General features: G+C 68.6%; 20 protein-coding genes. 19 read left to right on the top strand and 1 reads right to left on the bottom strand.

Features of this window, described 5'->3' with window-relative positions; all coding sequences use genetic code 11:
* Nucleotides 1–108 precede the first annotated feature (108 nt).
* From HUS56_RS02820 to HUS56_RS02765, 12 genes are all read left to right on the top strand, one after another.
* Nucleotides 109–1,542 (top strand): CCA tRNA nucleotidyltransferase, encoded by a 1,434-nt coding sequence (locus HUS56_RS02820; protein WP_173921859.1) that lies wholly within the window; start codon nucleotides 109–111, stop codon nucleotides 1,540–1,542.
* Between the two features lie 257 nt (nucleotides 1,543–1,799).
* Entirely contained in the window at nucleotides 1,800–2,711 is a 912-nt protein-coding gene (locus HUS56_RS02815) for a hypothetical protein (RefSeq protein WP_173921860.1), read from the top strand.
* A 255-nt stretch (nucleotides 2,712–2,966) separates the two neighbouring features.
* On the top strand, nucleotides 2,967–3,383 hold the full coding sequence (rpsF, locus tag HUS56_RS02810; protein ID WP_173921861.1) for a 30S ribosomal protein S6: 417 nt from the start codon (nucleotides 2,967–2,969) through the stop codon (nucleotides 3,381–3,383).
* A gap of 5 nt (nucleotides 3,384–3,388) precedes the next feature.
* Nucleotides 3,389–3,898, top strand: a complete 510-nt coding sequence (locus HUS56_RS02805; protein WP_173921862.1) for a single-stranded DNA-binding protein — start codon at nucleotides 3,389–3,391, stop codon at nucleotides 3,896–3,898.
* Between the two features lie 66 nt (nucleotides 3,899–3,964).
* Entirely contained in the window at nucleotides 3,965–4,225 is a 261-nt protein-coding gene (rpsR, locus tag HUS56_RS02800; protein WP_056727560.1) for a 30S ribosomal protein S18, read from the top strand.
* A gap of 11 nt (nucleotides 4,226–4,236) precedes the next feature.
* Entirely contained in the window at nucleotides 4,237–4,689 is a 453-nt protein-coding gene (rplI, locus tag HUS56_RS02795; RefSeq protein ID WP_173921863.1) for a 50S ribosomal protein L9, read from the top strand.
* A gap of 573 nt (nucleotides 4,690–5,262) precedes the next feature.
* Nucleotides 5,263–6,633: a replicative DNA helicase gene (gene dnaB, locus HUS56_RS02790; RefSeq protein ID WP_173921864.1), complete on the top strand. Its 1,371-nt coding sequence runs from the start codon at nucleotides 5,263–5,265 to the stop codon at nucleotides 6,631–6,633.
* 145 nt (nucleotides 6,634–6,778) lie between these two features.
* Nucleotides 6,779–7,150 (top strand): hypothetical protein, encoded by a 372-nt coding sequence (locus HUS56_RS02785; protein ID WP_173921865.1) that lies wholly within the window; start codon nucleotides 6,779–6,781, stop codon nucleotides 7,148–7,150.
* 404 nt (nucleotides 7,151–7,554) lie between these two features.
* Entirely contained in the window at nucleotides 7,555–7,896 is a 342-nt protein-coding gene (locus HUS56_RS02780; protein ID WP_173921866.1) for a PadR family transcriptional regulator, read from the top strand.
* Between the two features lies 1 nt (nucleotide 7,897).
* Nucleotides 7,898–8,272, top strand: a complete 375-nt coding sequence (locus HUS56_RS02775; RefSeq protein WP_173921867.1) for a DUF1048 domain-containing protein — start codon at nucleotides 7,898–7,900, stop codon at nucleotides 8,270–8,272.
* A complete protein-coding gene (locus HUS56_RS02770) occupies nucleotides 8,269–9,102 on the top strand; it encodes an ABC transporter ATP-binding protein (protein WP_173921868.1) in 834 nt (277 codons plus the stop codon). Before HUS56_RS02775 ends, HUS56_RS02770 begins: the two co-directional genes overlap by 4 nt.
* Entirely contained in the window at nucleotides 9,099–9,863 is a 765-nt protein-coding gene (locus HUS56_RS02765; RefSeq protein WP_173921869.1) for an ABC transporter permease, read from the top strand. Before HUS56_RS02770 ends, HUS56_RS02765 begins: the two co-directional genes overlap by 4 nt.
* 17 nt (nucleotides 9,864–9,880) lie before the next feature.
* Here the strand turns inward: HUS56_RS02765 and HUS56_RS02760 are convergent, their stop codons facing one another.
* Complete coding sequence (locus HUS56_RS02760) at nucleotides 9,881–10,177, bottom strand: antibiotic biosynthesis monooxygenase (RefSeq protein ID WP_173921870.1); 297 nt, start codon at nucleotides 10,175–10,177, stop codon at nucleotides 9,881–9,883.
* A gap of 210 nt (nucleotides 10,178–10,387) precedes the next feature.
* Here HUS56_RS02760 and HUS56_RS02755 point away from each other — a divergent pair, with 210 nt between their 5' ends.
* The 7 genes from HUS56_RS02755 (at nucleotide 10,388) to HUS56_RS02720 (ending at nucleotide 18,078) form a co-directional block, all read left to right on the top strand.
* The gene (locus tag HUS56_RS02755) at nucleotides 10,388–11,077 is read left to right on the top strand and encodes a class I SAM-dependent methyltransferase (RefSeq protein ID WP_173921871.1); all 690 of its coding nucleotides are present in this window, start codon (nucleotides 10,388–10,390) and stop codon (nucleotides 11,075–11,077) included.
* 91 nt (nucleotides 11,078–11,168) lie between these two features.
* Nucleotides 11,169–12,263, top strand: coding sequence for an HAD-IA family hydrolase (locus HUS56_RS17110; protein ID WP_217423918.1), 1,095 nt, complete (start codon nucleotides 11,169–11,171; stop codon nucleotides 12,261–12,263).
* A gap of 223 nt (nucleotides 12,264–12,486) precedes the next feature.
* Nucleotides 12,487–14,055 (top strand): Re/Si-specific NAD(P)(+) transhydrogenase subunit alpha, encoded by a 1,569-nt coding sequence (locus tag HUS56_RS02740; RefSeq protein ID WP_173921872.1) that lies wholly within the window; start codon nucleotides 12,487–12,489, stop codon nucleotides 14,053–14,055.
* Between the two features lie 33 nt (nucleotides 14,056–14,088).
* Nucleotides 14,089–15,504, top strand: coding sequence for a Re/Si-specific NAD(P)(+) transhydrogenase subunit beta (gene pntB / locus HUS56_RS02735; protein ID WP_254431252.1), 1,416 nt, complete (start codon nucleotides 14,089–14,091; stop codon nucleotides 15,502–15,504).
* Nucleotides 15,505–15,603: 99 nt separating this feature from the next.
* Entirely contained in the window at nucleotides 15,604–17,130 is a 1,527-nt protein-coding gene (locus tag HUS56_RS02730; protein ID WP_173921873.1) for a glycosyltransferase family 39 protein, read from the top strand.
* Between the two features lie 127 nt (nucleotides 17,131–17,257).
* On the top strand, nucleotides 17,258–17,785 hold the full coding sequence (locus tag HUS56_RS02725) for a hypothetical protein (protein ID WP_173921874.1): 528 nt from the start codon (nucleotides 17,258–17,260) through the stop codon (nucleotides 17,783–17,785).
* A complete protein-coding gene (locus tag HUS56_RS02720; RefSeq protein WP_173921875.1) occupies nucleotides 17,782–18,078 on the top strand; it encodes a hypothetical protein in 297 nt (98 codons plus the stop codon). Before HUS56_RS02725 ends, HUS56_RS02720 begins: the two co-directional genes overlap by 4 nt.
* The last annotated feature ends 5 nt before the right edge of the window (nucleotides 18,079–18,083 follow it).

Raw genomic sequence — 18,083 nt, 5'->3', positions numbered from 1 at the left:
GGGTCTTGAGCATCCGCTCGACGTCCACAGGCGTTGCCCGCGGCATCCGACCGCCTTCTGTTCGGTCACGACGCCGACCGCCCGAGCCCCCGGAATAGCATGGAGGCCATGCAGAGCGTCGCGGCGGCCCTCGAGCGGCTGAGAGGGCTGGCCGATTCGCCGACGGTCGCGCAACTCGCCCAGGCGTTCGACGCGGCGGGTCGCGAGATCGCCCTCGTCGGCGGCCCGGTGCGCGACGCGTTCCTCGGCAGGCAGACGAACGATCTCGATTTCACGACGGATGCCACGCCCGACGAGATCCTCGCGATCGTCGAGCCGATCGCCGAGGCCCACTGGGACATCGGCCGCGACTTCGGCACGATCGGGGCGAAGATCGCCGGCGAGGCGGTGGAGATCACCACGTACCGCGCCGACTCGTACGACGGCGACTCGCGCAAGCCCGAGGTGGTGTTCGGGTCGAGCCTCGAGGACGACCTGGCGCGCCGCGACTTCACCGTCAACGCGCTCGCACTGCGCCTGCCCCAGCTCGCGCTCGTCGACCCGTCGGGCGGGATCGACGACCTGCTCGCCGCGACCCTGCGCACGCCGGCCGCGCCCGAGCGGTCGTTCGGCGATGACCCGCTGCGCATGCTGCGCGCCGCCCGATTCTCGGCTCAGCTCGGATTCGAGGTCGAGGAGGGGACCCGCGCGGCGATGACCGAGCTCGCATCCGAGATCGACCGCATCTCCGCCGAGCGCGTGCGCGACGAGCTGTCGAAGCTCCTGCTGACCGCGGCACCTCGGGGCGGCATCCGCCTGCTCGTCGAGTCGGGACTCGCCGATCGGGTCCTGCCAGAGATCCCGGCGCTGCGCCTCGAGATCGACGAGCATCACCACCACAAGGACGTGTACGAGCACTCGCTCACCGTGCTCGACCAGGCGATCGATTACGAGGTGTCGCGCGGTCGACTGGACTCTCCCGACCTCGTGCTGCGGCTCGCGGCCCTGTTGCACGACATCGGCAAGCCGGCCACGCGTCGGCTCGAGCGCGGCGGCGCAGTGACGTTCCACCACCACGACGTCGTCGGCGCCAAGCTCGCCCGCAAGCGGCTCCGGGCGCTCCGGTACGACAACGACACGATCGCCGCGGTCTCCCGCCTGATCGAACTGCACCTGCGGTTCTTCGGGTACACCGACGGGGCCTGGACCGACTCGGCCGTCCGTCGCTACGTGCGCGACGCCGGCGACCAGCTCGAGCGGCTGCACATCCTCACTCGAGCGGATGTCACGACCCGCAATCGTCGCAAGGCCGATCGCCTCGGCTTCGCCTACGACGACCTCGAGGAGCGCATCGCGGTGCTCGCCGAGCAGGAGGAGCTCGCGGCGGTGCGCCCCGAGCTCGACGGCGAGCAGATCATGGCGCTGCTGGGCGTGAAGCCCGGCCCGATCGTGGGCGAGGCGTACCGCTTCCTGCTCGACGTGCGGCTCGACGAGGGCCCGATCGGTGCCGACGCCGCGCGCGAGCGGCTGCTCGCCTGGTGGGCGCAGCGCGCGCCATCCTGACCTCGTCTTCTCGCCGAGTGTGCTCATCGTGCGCCCGCCGCGGGGCGAGCTCGCCGAGTGTGCTCATTGTGCGCCCGCCGCGGGGATTTCGGGCGGTTCCGGCGGCAGTATCGGGCACACTCGGCGCGCCGGACTCGTCCTCCACATCGCTGCGAACGACGTTGCCGTGAGGCGGTTCGCCGGTCGTCGCGCAACGAGGGCTCGATATGGCGTGGACTGCGCCGATGGAAGGTTCGGAGGATTGGACGCTCCGCCACGTGTCATTGGTCACCGGCGACCGCAGGTCGAGTACGCGAGCGAAGGGCGGGCTCCTGGTCAAGGTACGGCACGGCGCGTACGTGGCGCCCGAAGACTGGCCGGAACGCGAGCGGGAGGCCGCCCACTTCATACGGATGCAGGCGGTGGATGCCGCGATGCGAACCCGTCCGGTGTTCTCGCATCGATCCGCCGCCCTCGTGTGGGGATTGCCGGTCATCGGCATCTCGAACAGGGTCGACCTCGTCGGCTTCGCCCGTCAGGGCGGACGCACTCGGCGAGGGATCGTCTGGCACAACGACGCCATCCGCGACGACGAGGTGGTCGAGGTCGACGGGATGCTCGTGACCTCGCTGGTTCGCACGATGGTCGACCTGGCACGCACACGCGACTTCGCGGCCGCGGTCGCGGCCGTCGACCGCGGACTGCGGAGCGAGTTCCGGTCCGATCTGCTGGGACAGGTCGACGGAGTGCCTCGCGAGCAGGTGATCGAGGCGATCGAGCGGTATCCGGGGCGGCGCGGCATCCGGGCCGCCCGGGCCGTGGTCGCCTTCGCCGACCCTCGCTCCGACTCCGCCGGCGAATCGGCCAGCCGGGCGAACATGCACTTGGCGGGATTCCCGGCGCCGGGCCTGCAAGTGGCCTTGGAGCGATACGACGGCGGTCGCGACATCGTGGACTTCGACTGGCCCGACTCCGGTCATTTCGGGGAGTTCGATGGGCGGGGCAAGTACCTGCGGGAGGAATTCACCGATGGACGTGCGCTCGAGGAGATCCTGCTCGCGGAGAAGGACCGAGAGGATCGGATCCGACGCCATCGGCCGTTCGGCATTCGATGGGGCTGGGACATCGGGACGAACCTGCTGCGCCTCCGGGCTCACCTGATCGCGCACGGTCTCCATCCCACCCGGTGACAGGAGTCGTCGACTGTGCCCGAAATGCTATCGAAAGGCCGGCGCGCGCTGTCGCGGCACGTGGTTTCGAGCACACTCGGCGATCAGACCGGGAAGGGCAGCACCGGCGGCGATGTGCGCGCGGGCGGGGCATCCGTTACCATTGACAGGTTGCCCGTGTGCCGCAGTCGCGGCCTCCTCGGTGCGACGCGTGAACACCCTCCTGCTGCCGGGACCGACCCGGCAGCCGCTGAGTCCGAAGGAGGTGGGTAAGTCATGCACCAGTACGAGCTGATGGTCATCCTCGATCCCGAGATCGACGAGCGCACCGTTGCTCCCAGCCTTGACAAGTTCCTCAACGTCATCCGTAACGATGGCGGCACCGTCGACAAGGTCGACATCTGGGGACGTCGTCGTCTGGCCTACGAGATCAACAAGAAGTCCGAGGGCATCTACGCCGTCGTCGACTTCACCGCGGAGTCCACGACCACCGATGAGCTCGACCGCCAGCTGAACCTCAGCGAGGCCGTCATGCGCACCAAGGTGCTCCGCGCAGAAGACGCGATCGCCCAGGTCGCCGCCCACACCAAGGCGCAGGAGGAGAAGGCCGCGAAGAAGGCCGCTGCCTCTGCGAAGGCCGGTGCCCGGGCTGCTGCCGCGGCATCCGCCCCCGCCTCGACCAAGGACGCCTAGGTCCCATGGCCGGCGAGACGATCATCACCGTGGTGGGCAACCTCACGGCAGACCCCGAGCTGCGCTACACGCAGAACGGGCTGGCGGTTGCCAACTTCACCATCGCGTCCACCCCCCGCACGTACGACCGTCAGGCGAACGAGTGGAAGGACGGTGAAGCGCTGTTCCTGCGCGCGAGTGTCTGGCGCGAGTTCGCCGAGCACGTCGCCGGATCGCTCACCAAAGGTACCCGGGTCATCGCTTCCGGGCGTCTCAAGCAGCGTTCGTACGAGACGAAGGAAGGCGAGAAGCGCACCACCATCGAGCTCGAGATCGACGAGATCGGCCCGAGCCTGCGCTACGCCACCGCTTCCGTGACCCGAGCCCAGTCGAACCGTGGCGCGGTCGGCGGCGGCTCCTACGGCGGCGGCCAGTCCGACGACGCGTGGGCGCCGAGTGCTCCCGCGGCCCGGCAGGGCGGCGGCGATGTCTGGAACACGCCGGGCACGAGCTACGGCGACGAGACCCCCTTCTAATCACCAGGGTTTCGAGACGGCGCTTCGCGCCTCCTCAACCCGCAGAACACCAAGACAGGAAATCCAATGGCTGGAAAGTCAAGCGGCGACCGCCGCAAGCCGAGCCGCGGGAAGGGCGCGAAGAACGCCGCCCCGGCGAAGTCGATCAAGGTCGGCGTCATCGACTACAAGGATGTCGCCACCCTCCGCAAGTTCATCTCCGAGCGCGGCAAGATCCGCGCCCGCCGCATCACCGGTGTCTCCGTGCAGGAGCAGCGCCTCATCGCCCGCGCCGTGAAGAACGCGCGCGAGATGGCCCTCCTGCCCTACTCGGGCTCCGGCCGCTAAGGAGCACGACGATGGCAAAGGTTATTCTCACCAACGAGGTCACGGGCCTCGGGGCTGCAGGTGACGTGGTCGAGGTCAAGAACGGCTACGCCCGCAACTACCTGGTTCCGCAGGGCCTCGCCACGCCGTGGACCCGCGGCGGCCAGAAGCAGGTCGACCAGATCAAGGCCGCCCGTTCGGCTCGCGAGCTCCACTCCCTCGAAGACGCCCAGGCCGTGAAGGCCAAGCTCGAGGCGGAGAAGGTTCGACTGACCGTCAAGGCCGGCCTCGGCGGTCGCCTCTTCGGTTCGGTGAAGACGGCGGATGTCGCGGCTGCCGTCGCCGACGCCGGTCTCGGCGAGCTCGACAAGCGCAAGATCGAGATCCCGACCCCCATCAAGGCGGTCGGCGAGCACGAGGCGACCGTTCGCCTCCGCGATGAGGTCTCGGCGACGATCACCCTCCAGGTGGTCGCTGCGAAGTAATTCGCGCACTCAGGCAGACGGCGGCTCGGGCTTCGGCCCGGCCGCCGTCTCGCATCTTCGGGTCGCGACGGAACACGCGTCGCTCGACCCCCATCGACCGCGTCGAGGACGTACAGGACTCCGCCGCCATCCTCCTCGACGGCCGGCGCCCCCACGCAATCGACAGCACCGGTTGTACCACCGCGACGATGCCGCGCACAATATTTCTTGACGATTCCTGTGATCGTTGTGCACAGGTCCACGCGTGGCCGCCTCGGAGTTCTGAAGAAGTTTTCGTCCACAGGTGTGGAATGATGAATTCCCTGATCATAAGGAAATTACAGCGGTGTAGTTCGGGGCAATTCCACAGTTTTCCACAGGGCGAGTGCACACGTTCCGCGGCGTTTCGCCCAGTTTCTCCCCAGAGTTATCCACAGGGTGAGTTGTGCTGTGCACGAGGCTTCCATATCGTGAAGCAGCGTCCTGGGATCAGCAGTTCAATCGGCTGGCCGAGCCCGTGTCAGAGGCTCCGGCCACACTGAAGTGCGGGCGCTGAATCCGCACCGCCGGGAGCCGAAATCGGAGGTCATCACGTTGTCGATCGCGCACATCGGGCTCGCCGAGCCGAACGACGACGGCAACCGCCGCGGTGAGCGCACTCCCCCGCACGACCTGCTCGCCGAACAGAGCGCACTCGGCGGCATGATGCTCTCGAAAGACGCCGTTGCCGACGTGATCGAGACGGTGCGGGGCGTCGACTTCTACGTGCCGAAGCACGAGGTGGTCTTCGACGCGATCCTCTCCCTCTACTCGCACGGCGAGCCGACCGACGTCATCGCGGTCACCGACGAGCTGACCAAGACCGGTGAGCTGCAACGGGCCGGCGGGGTCGAGTACCTGCACACGCTCACGAGTCTCGTGCCGACCGCCGCCAACGCTGGCTACTACGCCTCGATCGTGGCCGAGCGGGCCCTCCTGCGCCGTCTCGTCGAGGCGGGCACCCGCATCGTGCAGATGGGCTATGCAGGCGAGGGCGAGGTCACCGAGCTCGTGAACACGGCCCAGGCCGAGATCTATTCGGTCACGGGCTCCACCGAGAGCGAAGACTACGTCCCGCTCACCGATGCCGTCACGGCGGCCATCGATGAGATCGAGGCCGCGAAGCATACCGACGGCAAGTTGACGGGCGTCCCCACCGGGTTCGCCGACCTCGACGAGCTCACCAACGGGTTCCATCCTGGGCAGATGATCATCGTCGCGGCGCGACCCGCGATGGGCAAGTCCACGCTCGCACTCGACTTCGCCCGGGCGGCCTCCATCGGCAACGACCTGCCGTCGATCCTCTTCTCGCTCGAGATGGGCAAGAGCGAGATCGCCATGCGCCTGCTCTCAGCCGAGGCATCCGTGCCGCTGCAGATGATGCGCAAGGGCACCGTCGATTCCCGCGACTGGACCACGATCGCCGCCACTCGCGGCCGCATCAACGACGCACCGCTCTTCATCGACGACTCGCCCAACATGACGCTCGTCGAGATCCGTGCGAAGTGCCGACGGCTCAAGCAGCGGGTGGGACTCAAGATGGTCGTCATCGACTACCTCCAGCTCATGACGAGCGGCAAGCGCGTCGAGAGCCGCCAGCAGGAGGTCTCCGAGTTCTCCCGCGCGCTGAAGCTCCTCGCGAAGGAGTTGCAGGTTCCGGTGGTCGCACTGTCGCAGCTGAACCGCGGCCCCGAGCAGCGTGCCGACAAGATGCCCGCCCTGAGCGACCTGCGTGAGTCGGGGTCGATCGAGCAGGACGCCGACATGGTGATCCTGCTGCACCGCGAGAGCGCCTACGAGCGCGACAGCCCCAGGGCCGGCGAGGCCGACCTCATCGTGGCCAAGCACCGCAACGGGCCGACGCGCACCATCACCGTCGCCTTCCACGGGCACTTCTCGCGGTTCGCCGACATGGTGCAGGTGTAGTCGACATGTGATCACAGAGGTCGCCAAGCTGACGCTGTGGTTCGCCGTGTGATCCCAGAGTAGGGAAGGTGGTCGACGGGACCGCCGCGGGCGCGAAACGTCGTCGGGTCTAGCCGCGCGTGGACATCGCGCGTACCGTCGACCCATGGCGAAGCTCATCGAGAACTTGGCGGAATCGGTGCCCGCGTGGGGCGCGAAGGTGGCATACGGCGAGAAGACCACGGTGGACGGACGTGAACTCGTGCCAGTGGCGCTCGTGGCGTTCGGCTTCGGCGGAGGCGAGGGTTCGGGCGACATGCCGGCATCCGAGAAGATCCCGGCCGGGCGGGGCGAGGGAAGCGGTGGTGGTGGCGGCGGCTATTCCGTGCCGATCGGGGCGTACATCGGCGGCCCCGATGGTCTGAAGTTCCGCCCCAATACGGTCGCGCTCGCCGTGGTCGCGGTGCCGTTGGTATCCGCGCTCGGTGCGGCGCTCGCCATGATCGTCGGTGCGGCCCGGTACTCCAGCCGTCGCTGACCTGCGCCGCGACATCCGAGGTGCGTGAACGATCACCTCGCCGACGTCAGCGCGCCCGGAGCTGCGGTCGAGGCTCCTGACTGGAAGGCGCGGGATGGTGCCCCCCGTCATTAGTGTGCGCGTCGACCGCGCGATTCGTGAATTCCTCGCTCATGCGGAGACGCTCCTCGTGCGCTGCGGGGGTCGCCATGTATTTCGCGTCTTCGAGACGGCTGGAGCGACGCGGCCGTCATCGTCGAGTTCGACGCCCTCGAGGACGCCGAGCATCTGCAGTGCGGCCGGACAGCCGACGGGGCTTGCGCCGCGCCCGGGAAGAGGTCGGTATTCAGTGTTGCTATCTACCGGTACTCGTGGTTACTATGTACCAGTAGTCAGCAACGCTGAGTAGTCGAAGGCAGGAACCCATGGGCAGACAGATGACCGAGATGCTGAAGGGCACGCTCGATGGCATCGTCCTCGCGATCCTGGCCGTTCGGCCCGCATACGGGTACGAGATCACGGCCCGGCTTCGCGACGAGGGCTTCTCCGACATCGTCGAGGGCACCGTGTACGCGCTGCTGGTCAGGATCGAACAGCGCGGCCTCGTCGACGTCGAGAAGGTCCCCTCGGAGAAGGGGCCACCGCGCAAGGTCTATTCGCTCAACCAGAAGGGCAGCGAGTACCTCGCGGAATTCTGGCGGACGTGGAGCTCGCTCGCCGAGCGGATCCAACACCTCCACAGCGAAATCCCCGAAGGAGAGAACTGAAATGGCAGCGAAATGGATCGAGGCCCTTACGGGGTCGCTCGAGCAGAAGAAGCAGTACCGGCAGTACAAGGCCCGCATCGAGGCCCTTCCCGAGCCGTATCGCGCCGCCGCGAAGGCATTCGAGCGGTACCTCATGTACAACGGCGGGATCACCGACGGCGACGCGGAGATGATGATCACGATGCTCAGCGACTTCGCCGACCTCTGGGAGCGCGCGGCCGCGGACGGGACGCCGATCAGTGCGATCGTCGGCGAGGATCCGGTCGAGTTCGCCGATGCGTTCGCCCAGGCGTACGCCGGGAAGCGCTGGATCGACAAGGAGCGCGCCCGCCTGACCAAGGCGATCGACGACGCAAAGCGAGAGGAGCAGAAGTGACCATCGACCAGGCTCTCGCACCAGCCATCCAGGTGCAGGGCATCGAGAAATCGTTCAAGGACCTGCAGGTGCTGCGGGGCGTCGACTTCGATGTGCAGCGGGGAACCATCTTCGCGCTGCTCGGCTCGAACGGCGCGGGCAAGACCACGCTGGTGCGGATCCTGTCGACGCTGCTGAACGCAGACGGGGGCACCGCGACGGTCCACGGCTTCGATGTCGCCGAACATCCGGGCGACGTGCGAGAGTCGATCAGCCTGACCGGGCAGTTCGCCGCGGTCGATGAGGTGCTCACCGGTCGTGAGAACCTCGTGCTGGTGGCCAAGCTGCGTCACCTGAAGAACCCGGGTGCGATCGCCGACGACCTGCTCGCTCGCTTCTCGCTCAGCGAGGCGGGAAACCGCAAGGCGTCGACGTACTCGGGCGGCATGCGCCGCCGGCTCGACATCGCGATGAGCCTGATCGGCGATCCGCCGATCATCTTCCTCGACGAGCCGACGACCGGGCTCGACCCACAGGCACGCGTCGAGGTCTGGCGCACCATCGAGCAACTCGCCGCGAACGGTACGACCGTGCTGCTCACCACGCAGTACCTCGACGAGGCCGAGCATCTGGCCGACCGGATCGCGATCCTGCACGAGGGCACGATCATCCAGAACGGCACGCTCGCCGAGCTCAAGCAACTCCTCCCGCCCGCCAAGGTCGAGTACGTCGAGAAGCAGCCCTCCCTCGAGGAGGTCTTCCTGGCCCTCGTCGGCGACGGCGGCGCGGGCAACATGGCCGAGACCGACCGCACCAGCGACACGGTCCAGGCAGAAGGGAATTCCCGATGACCACCCACGTCCTCGGCGACACCGGCGTTCTCACCGGCCGCTCGCTGCGCCACATCCTCCGAAGCCCCGACACGATCATCACGACCGCGGTCACGCCGATCGCGCTGATGCTGCTGTTCGTGTACGTGTTCGGCGGTGCGATCAACACCGGGTCCGGCGAGTCGTACGTCAACTACCTCCTGCCCGGCATCCTGCTCATCACGATCGCATCGGGAGTCGCGTACACCGCGTACCGGCTCTTCCTCGATCTGCAGGGCGGCATCTTCGAACGATTCCAGTCGATGCCGATCGCACGGTCGAGCGTGCTGTGGGCCCATGTGCTCACCTCGCTGGCCGCGAACGTGATCTCGGTCGCGATCGTCATCGGCGTCGCGCTGATCATGGGCTTCCGCACCGGGGCATCACCGGCGGCGTGGCTCGCGGTCGCCGGCATCCTGGTGCTGTTCACCCTCGCCCTCACCTGGATCGCGGTGGTCGCCGGGCTCTCGGCCAAGACGGTCGACGGTGCGAGCGCCTTCAGCTACCCGCTGATCTTCCTGCCGTTCATCAGCTCGGCCTTCGTGCCCACGGATTCGATGCCGGCGCCGGTCGCGTGGTTCGCCGAGAACCAACCGGTGACGTCGATCGTGAACACGATGCGGGCGCTGTTCGCCGGGCAGCCCGTCGGCAGTGACATCTGGATCGCCCTGGCCTGGCTCATCGGCATCCTCGTGGTCGCCTACGGCTTCGCCATCGCGATCTACCGGCGCAAGCTCGGCTAGACGACGTCGAGGCGGGTTCAGTCGAGTTCGACGACTTCGAACTCGAGCAGTTCGGCACCACTGGCCACGGGTGTGCGACTCTCTCGGGCGTGCGCCACTTCGGCGCGGCCGCCGCGCCATGCCTGGGAGTCCGCCTCGGTCGCCCACGTCGTCACGACGAAGTAGCGGTCGTCGCCGGCCACCGGGCGCAGGAGCTGGAACCCTTCGAAACCGGGTGCGGAGTCGACGGCGTGCTTGCGGGCAGCGAACCGAGCCTCCAACTCGGGGCCTGCCCCGGGTGGGACGGTGAGGGCGTTGATCTTCACGACGGACATTGCGGCTCCGTGATTGTGCGAATGGGATGCCGGAATTCAACGCGCCGTTCGTGGGCAGCGGCAGCACCAGCTCGGACTCGAAGTACTCATGGTAGCCCCCGCGGGTGTGCAATGGGTGCGGCGTCGCGGGCGCGGTGGCCCGAATCGGCCACGCGAGGATGGCCTCTCCGAGCGATGCTGCGCGAAGCGACCGCCCGATGGAATGACGGCATGACGACAACCACGCGCGTCGATCCACATGCGAGCAGCATCGCGAGCGGCATCCGACCGTTCGACCACCCCGTGCGCGGACGCTTCAACGCCTGGTTCTTCTCGGCGCTGGACCGGCACATCAATCGCCTCACCGCGCCGCTCAAGCAGACGGCGTTCGCCGGGCTCGCCACCGGAACCATCGTCGAACTCGGACCGGGCGTCGGCGCCAACCTGGGCTACCTGCCGTCGGGCTCGGAACTCATCGCCGTGGAACCCAATGCGCGCATGCACGAGGCGCTCGCGCGACGAAGCGCTCGGGAGGGCGTCACGGTGCGGATCATCGCCGAGTACGCCGAGCGGATGCCGCTGCCCGATGCATCCGTCGATGACGTGATCTGCTCCCTCGTGCTGTGCACGGTGACCGACCCCGACGCGGTGCTCCGCGAGGTGAGGCGCGTCCTGCGCCCCGGAGGGCGCTTCCGATTCGTCGAACACGTCGCCGCGCCGGCGGGAAGCACGCGTGCGCGCGTGCAGCGGGCGCTTCACGTGCCGTGGGGATGGGTGTTCGAGGGGTGCGATCCGCATCGCGACACTGGAGCCGCGATCGAAGCCGCTGGATTCCGGCATACCGAGATCTTCGAACGGATGCTGCAGCGAAGCGTGTTCTACCCGGTCAACACCGTGATCTGCGGCGTCGCCACACGGTGAACTGCTGCGTCGACCGGCGTTCCGGCATCCGAGCCGCACTTGTATGGTCGGACCTGTCACTGATGCTCCGTGCCATCGAACGGTAGGACCCATGACGCGCAACGCCGAACCGGCGGCCCGCACTGCCGCGCCGACCGCCATCGAGGTGCGCGGTGCGCGGGTGCACAACCTGAAGAACATCCACGTGGACGTGCCGTTGCAGCAATTGGTGGCGATCGCGGGGGTGTCGGGGTCGGGCAAGTCGTCGCTGGCGATGGGCGTGCTGTATGCAGAGGGCTCGCGCCGGTACATCGAGGCCCTGTCCACCTACACACGCCGGCGGATGTCGCATGCCGCCCGCGCCGCGGTGGACTCGGTGCGACACGTCCCGGCGGCGCTGGCGCTGCGTCAGCGGCCGGCGATTCCGGGGGTGAGGTCGACGTTCGGAACTGACAGCGCGCTTGCGCGACCCCGCGTGACCGCGCGCCTCCGGCTTCCGCGCAGGCCTGCCCGGCCGCCGGCCTCCATGACGACAAGCGTCGGTAAGCTCTCCGGCATGGTCGCGGCAGTCGTATTCGACATGGACGGCGTGATCGTCGAGAGCGAGCAGCGGTGGGAGGCCGTTCGCCGACAACTCGTGCTCGACTCCGGCCGGCCCTATCCCGACGAGGCCACGCGGAAGATGCAGGGCATGAGCGCCCCCGAGTGGCAGGCCTACCTGCACGAAGAACTCGGGGTTCCCGACGCGCCGGCTGAGATCGGACGCCGCGTGGTGGGCGAGATGGCGAGGTCGTATCGCGCTGAACTGCCCCTGATCGACGGCGCGCCCGACGCGGTTCGCGCCCTGGCCGAACGCTATCCGCTCGCGGTCGCCTCCTCGTCGAATCGGGAGCTGATCGAGCTGGCGCTCTCCCTTGCGGGAGTGGCCGACGCGTTCCGAGCCGTGGTCTCGAGCGAGGAGGTCGAGCGCGGCAAGCCCGAGCCCGACGTCTACCTCGAAGCTGCCTCGCGCCTCGGAGTCAGTGCGGCCGACTGCGCGGCCGTGGAGGACTCGTCGAACGGAATCCGCTCGGCGCACGCGGCGGGCATGCGCGTCATCGCCGTGCCGAACCGCGCGTACCCGCCGTCGGCGGAGTCGCTGGCGCTCGCCGACGTCGTGCTCGATTCGATCACCGCGCTGACGCCCGACGTCGTGGCGGGAGGATGAGGTGTTCCGAGGACCGCTGAGTTTCGCGGCGGGAAAGAATCGCGGAACTTTCGCCGCCGGGCACCCTTAATGTAAGAAGGAGCCACCGACCCGCACGTAGGGTGATCCCTGCAGCAGTGCTGCCGCGCCCGGCTCCGCCGGACGGCATCCCGCACGGAGCCATGGGCGAGATGCCACGTCGCACCGACGAGCACATGGTCGCCGCGACGAGAAGGAGTAAGCAATGACGCGCATCGGCGTCGTCACCGAGCATGGCTCGGAGACCCGAGTCGCCGCAACGCCGGCGACCGTGAAGCAGTTGATCGGCATGGGATACGACGTCGCCGTCGAGACCGGCGCCGGCGAGAAGTCGTCCTTCCCCGACGACGCGTACACCGCCGCGGGCGCGGCGATCGTGTCGGCGCCCGCGGCGATCGCCAGCGACATCGTCCTCAAGGTGAATGCGCCGACCGACACCGAGATCGCGTTGCTCGAGCCGGGCACCACCGTGATCAGCCTGCTCAGCCCGGCACTGCGCCCCGACCTGCTCCAGGCCCTGGCCGCGCGTGGCGTGACGGCGCTCGCGCTCGATGCCGTGCCACGCATCTCGCGGGCCCAGTCGATGGACGTGCTGAGCTCGATGGCGAACATCGCCGGGTACCGCGCCGTCGTCGAAGCGGCGCACGAGTTCGGCCGGTTCTTCACCGGACAGGTCACGGCAGCGGGCAAGGTGCCACCCGCGAAGGTGCTCGTCGCGGGGGCCGGCGTCGCCGGCCTGGCCGCCATCGGTGCGGCATCCAGCCTCGGCGCCATCGTGCGGGCGACCGACCCTCGTCCTGAGGTGGCCGACCAGGTCAAGTCGATCGGCGGCGAGTACCTGAAGGTCGAGGTCGAGGTCGAGCAGTCGACCGACGGCTACGCCAAGGCGACCAGCGAGGCCTATGATCGCCGCGCGGCCGAGATCTACTCCGAGCAGGCGCGCGACGGCGACATCATCATCACGACGGCGCTGATCCCGGGCCGTCCGGCGCCGCGGCTCATCACGGCAGCGGATGTCGCGAGCATGAAGCCCGGCAGCGTCATCGTCGACATGGCGGCCGCGCAGGGCGGCAACGTCGAGGGCTCCGTCGCGGGCGAGCGCATCGTCACGCCGAACGGCGTGATCATCCTCGGCTACACCGACCTCGCGTCGCGCCTTCCCACGCAGGCGTCGCAGCTGTACGGCACCAACCTCGTGAACCTCGTGAAGCTGTTCACGCCGGGCAACGACGGTCGATTCGTCATCGACTTCGACGACGTGGTGCAGCGCGCCGTCACGGTCGTGCGCGACGGTGAGGTGACGTGGCCGCCGCCTCCCGTGCAGGTCTCGGCGGCGACGGCCCCGGCGCAGGCGAAGGCGGCAGCGGATGTCGCGGACGCGGCATCCGTCACCACCAAGCCCAAGCGCAAGCTCTCGAAGGGCGGACGCCTCGCGCTCATCGTCGCCGGCATCGCCGCGCTCTTCGTCGTGAACGCGATCGCACCCGAGCCGCTGCCGCAGCACATCACGGTGCTCGTGCTGTCGGTCGTGATCGGCTTCTACGTGATCGGCAAGGTGGCGCACGCGTTGCACACGCCGCTCATGAGCGTGACGAACGCGATCTCGGGCATCATCATCGTCGGCGCGATCGTGCAGGTGACGAGCACCGACCCGGTCGTGCAGGTGCTCTCGGCGGTCGCCATCCTGATCGCCTCCATCAACATCTTCGGCGGGTTCGCGGTGACGCGACGCATGCTCGGAATGTTCGCCAAGGGCGAGCGGGCCGGCAGCTGACCGACGCCATCGACAACGCCCTAGGAGCCCCCATTGCCTGAGAACCTGCTGACCCCCGAGTCCATCGCCGGCGCCGCGTACATCGTCGCCGCCCTGCTGTTCATCCTCAGCCTCGCCGGCCTGAGCAAGCACGAGTCCGCCCGATCCGGTGTCACGTACGGCATCATCGGCATGGCCATCGCCCTGGCCGCCACGATCTGGCTCACCTTCGCCGGCGGGTGGGGCGAGCCCTCCGTCATGGTCGGCCTCGTCCTGCTCATCGTCGCCGTGATCATCGGCGCCGCGATCGGCCTCTGGCGTGCCCGCATCGTGAAGATGACCGGGATGCCCGAGCTCATCGCGCTGCTGCACAGCTTCGTCGGTCTCGCCGCGGTGATCGTCGGCTGGAACGGCGCGCTCGACCCGCCCGCGCTCGAGGGGCCTCTCGCCGACATCCACCACGCCGAGGTGTTCATCGGCGTGTTCATCGGCGCCGTGACCTTCACGGGTTCGGTCGTCGCATTCCTGAAGCTCTCGGCGCGCATGAAGTCGGCCCCGCTCGTGCTTCCCGGCAAGAACGTGCTGAACCTCGGCGCGCTGGTCGTGTTCGTCGGCCTCACGGTCTGGTACGTCATGGACTCCCAGCTCTGGCTGCTGATCGTGGTGACCGCCCTGGCGCTCGCGCTCGGATGGCACCTCGTCGCGTCGATCGGCGGCGGCGACATGCCCGTGGTCGTCTCGATGCTCAACAGCTACTCCGGCTGGGCCGCGGCCGCCGCCGGGTTCCTGCTCAACAACGACCTGCTCATCGTGACCGGCGCGCTCGTCGGCTCCTCGGGTGCCTACCTGTCGTACATCATGTGCAAGGCGATGAACCGGTCGTTCATCTCGGTCATCGCCGGCGGCTTCGGCATCGAGGCGCCCCGGAAGGGCGACGAGGACCTGGGCGAGCACCACGAGATCCAGGCTCAGGATGCCGCGGAGTTGCTGAAGAACGCTTCGAGCGTGGTCATCACGCCCGGGTACGGCATGGCCGTCGCGCAGGCGCAGTATCCCGTCGCCGAGCTCACGCAGAAGCTCCGCGAGCGCGGCATCGACGTGCGCTTCGGAATCCACCCGGTCGCGGGGCGCCTGCCCGGCCACATGAACGTGCTGCTCGCCGAGGCGAAGGTGCCGTACGACATCGTCGAGGAGATGGACGAGATCAACGACGACCTCGCCGAGACGTCGGTCGTGCTCGTGATCGGCGCCAACGACACGGTGAACCCGGCCGCGGCCGAAGACCCGGGCAGTCCCATCGCGGGCATGCCGGTGCTGCGCGTCTGGGAGGCCGACAACGTGATCGTGTTCAAGCGGTCGATGGCGAGCGGCTATGCCGGCGTTCCGAACCCGCTGTTCTACCGCGACAACGCGCAGATGCTCTTCGGCGACGCCAAGCAGCGGGTGGAGGACATCCTCAAGGCCTTCTGAGGCCCGGCGCCCGGGAGGGGAACCGAACCCGGCGCACATCAGGCCGGGCCGGGCGCCCTGGCGGAGAATGGTGGTGATGTCCAGGACCGGCGGGCCCGGATGATCGGCTCGCACACCGTCGAGGCGGCTCGCGCGACGCAACGCGCCGCCGGGTGGAGCGATGCTCGTGTCGCGCTCGTGATCGCGTGCGCGGCGGCGACCGTCGGGATCGCCGGCTCGTGGATCCCCTCGCTGTGGGGTGAAGAGGCGGCGAGCCTCATGTCGGCACGCCGGGACTGGGAATCGCTCGCCGCGCTGCTCGGCAACGTCGACGCGGTGCACGGCCTGTACTACGCGGTGCTGCACGTGTGGACGGACCTCGCCGGCACGTCTCCGTTCGCGGTACGCCTGCCATCGGGGCTCGCGTACGGCGCGGCGGCCGCCGGCCTCTACCTGCTCGTGCGAACCCGGGCCGACCGCGTGACCGCCCTCACCGCCGCGGTCGTGCTCTGCGTGGTGCCGAGGATCTCGCAGGCGGCGACCGAGGCGCGACCGCTCGCCTTCGCGACCGCGTGCGCGGTGTGGCTCACCGTGCTGCTGGCGTACCTGATGGACGGGCGGATGCCCCGCGGCTGGTGGTGGGGATACTCGGTCGGGCTCGCGCTGAGCGTCTACCTGAACCTCTACCTGGTTCTGATGCTTCCCATCCACGCGATCGCGCTCGCGCTGCATCCGCAACGTCGCGCGCGTCTCGTCGACTTCGCGTTCCCCGCCGCCGTCGCGCTCGTGCTCGCGACCCCGATCATCGTCGTCGCCGCTGCCCAGCGGCAGCAGGTCGCATTCCGTGCCGATCAGGACGTCGTGACGCTCGACGGCGTGCTCGTCGGGCAATGGTTCATGCTCGGATCGTTCGCCGTCGTGAGCTGGATGCTCGTCGCGGCATCCGTCGCAGTGGGGATCGCATCCGCACGGGATCCAGCCTGGGCGGGCGAGCGCTGGTTGCTCGGCCTGGGGCTCGCGTGGTTCGTGCTGCCGACCGCGGTACTGCTCATCGCGACCGAGGTGCTGACGCCGCTGTACACGCCGCGGTACCTGGTGTTCTGCGCCCCCGGCGTCGCCATCGCCGTCGCCATCGCCGTCGGGCGGATGCGACCGAACGTGGTCGGGGCCCTCGTGCTCGCGGTCATCATCGGCCTCGCCGTCCCGGCGTACGTCGACCAGCGCACCCCGTACGCGAAGAACCTGGGTACCGATTGGCAGGCGGTGTCGGCGACCGTCGGGAGCATGGCCGAGCCCGGCGATGGTGTGCTCTTCGACGAGAGCGTTCGACCATCGCTGCGGCCGCGACTGGCGATGTACACGTATCCCGACGGCTTCGTCGACCTCGTCGACCTCGGGCTGGTACGCGCTCATCACGAGACCGATCGACTATGGGATGTCACCGCGCCGCTGGCTGAGCTCCGGGAACGCCTGGACGGGATCGACCGGGTGATCGTCGTCGCTCGCAGCCCGGACGGTGTCGAGCCCGATGTCGACACGTTGCGTGCATCGGGGTTCGTCGAGCTCGAGCGGAGACCGCTGGAGACGGACGTCGTGCGGCTCTTCGCGCGGGATCCGACGCACGGCGCGGCGAGTGCGTCGCGCTAGTGCCACCGGGGCACCGTCCGGATGCGCCGCGTAGGATGGATCGGAATCCCGTTCCACCCTGAAAGAGGTCACCCTGGCCACCGCACGCCATGCCCCCGAGCGCGCACAGTACTGGATCGTCCCGGTCGTGCGCGGACTCCTCGCGCTCGCGCCGGCCGTGATCATCACGTTCTCGCAGAGTCACGCGCCCGAGGTCGGCCTCATGGTGTTCGGGGCGTGGGCGATCCTGTCGGGTCTCGTGGTCGGAGCGCTCACCATGCGATTCATGGCTGATCGCGGCATCCGATCGCCGTTCGTCATCACCGCCGTCGCAACGGTCGCGGCCGGCCTGCTCGCCGTCACGGTGCCCGGCGGCCTGCCGTTCTTCCTCTACCTCGTCAGCGTGTGGGCGGCAGTGACGGGCTTCGTCGAGCTCTATGCCGGGCTGCGCGGGCGCGCACGCACGCCCGCATCACGGGACTGGATCGCCGCGGGCGCGTTCACCGCGCTGCTCGCGATCGTGTTCCTCCTGCTTCCGCCCGACTCCGTCACTGCCGTCGGCCTGCTCGGCGGCTACCTGGTGATCTTGGGTGTCTATCTCGTCATCGGCGGGTTCTCGCTGAAGTGGGCCGCGGCCCCCGACGCCGCGGCATCCGGAACGGAGCAACACTCGTGACCCATTCCCCCGGCGAATTCAAGCCGAGCCGGCGCGACATGCTGCGCCCGATCGAGTACGTCGGCGGCTCGGCGATCGCCGCGATCTTCACTGGAGCCATCGTGCTCATGGTCACGCGCGACTGGACGATGTCGCTCATCGTCACCGGTGGCGTATTCATCGTCGTGCTCGTCGTGTTGGCGCTGCTGGCGATGGCGGTCAAGCCCGATGCCTCGGAGTCGGCCGAGCTCGGCGGGGACGACGCCGATCATGACGCCGGCGGCGAGCCCGGGTCGGAGCCGCCCGCGCACTGAGGTCG

The organism is Agromyces sp. Marseille-P2726, from assembly GCF_902809835.1.
Taxonomy (GTDB): Bacteria; Actinomycetota; Actinomycetes; order Actinomycetales; family Microbacteriaceae; genus Agromyces.
Note: the sequence above shows the minus strand (reverse complement) of the source record. Positions and strands in the feature narration are given on the sequence as shown.

Excerpts from the sequence above, each read along its gene's own strand:
- HUS56_RS02820 (WP_173921859.1), top strand. The coding sequence starts at position 109 with ATGCAGAGCGTCGCGGCGGCCCTCGAGCGGCTGAGAGGGCTGGCCGAT.
- rpsF (WP_173921861.1), top strand. The coding sequence starts at position 2,967 with ATGCACCAGTACGAGCTGATGGTCATCCTCGATCCCGAGATCGACGAG.
- HUS56_RS02805 (WP_173921862.1), top strand. The coding sequence starts at position 3,389 with ATGGCCGGCGAGACGATCATCACCGTGGTGGGCAACCTCACGGCAGAC.
- rpsR (WP_056727560.1), top strand. The coding sequence starts at position 3,965 with ATGGCTGGAAAGTCAAGCGGCGACCGCCGCAAGCCGAGCCGCGGGAAG.
- rplI (WP_173921863.1), top strand. The coding sequence starts at position 4,237 with ATGGCAAAGGTTATTCTCACCAACGAGGTCACGGGCCTCGGGGCTGCA.
- HUS56_RS02785 (WP_173921865.1), top strand. The coding sequence starts at position 6,779 with ATGGCGAAGCTCATCGAGAACTTGGCGGAATCGGTGCCCGCGTGGGGC.
- HUS56_RS02780 (WP_173921866.1), top strand. The coding sequence starts at position 7,555 with ATGGGCAGACAGATGACCGAGATGCTGAAGGGCACGCTCGATGGCATC.
- HUS56_RS02775 (WP_173921867.1), top strand. The coding sequence starts at position 7,898 with ATGGCAGCGAAATGGATCGAGGCCCTTACGGGGTCGCTCGAGCAGAAG.
- HUS56_RS02765 (WP_173921869.1), top strand. The coding sequence starts at position 9,099 with ATGACCACCCACGTCCTCGGCGACACCGGCGTTCTCACCGGCCGCTCG.
- HUS56_RS02760 (WP_173921870.1), bottom strand. The coding sequence starts at position 10,177 with ATGTCCGTCGTGAAGATCAACGCCCTCACCGTCCCACCCGGGGCAGGC.
- HUS56_RS02755 (WP_173921871.1), top strand. The coding sequence starts at position 10,388 with ATGACGACAACCACGCGCGTCGATCCACATGCGAGCAGCATCGCGAGC.
- HUS56_RS17110 (WP_217423918.1), top strand. The coding sequence starts at position 11,169 with ATGACGCGCAACGCCGAACCGGCGGCCCGCACTGCCGCGCCGACCGCC.
- HUS56_RS02740 (WP_173921872.1), top strand. The coding sequence starts at position 12,487 with ATGACGCGCATCGGCGTCGTCACCGAGCATGGCTCGGAGACCCGAGTC.
- HUS56_RS02730 (WP_173921873.1), top strand. The coding sequence starts at position 15,604 with ATGATCGGCTCGCACACCGTCGAGGCGGCTCGCGCGACGCAACGCGCC.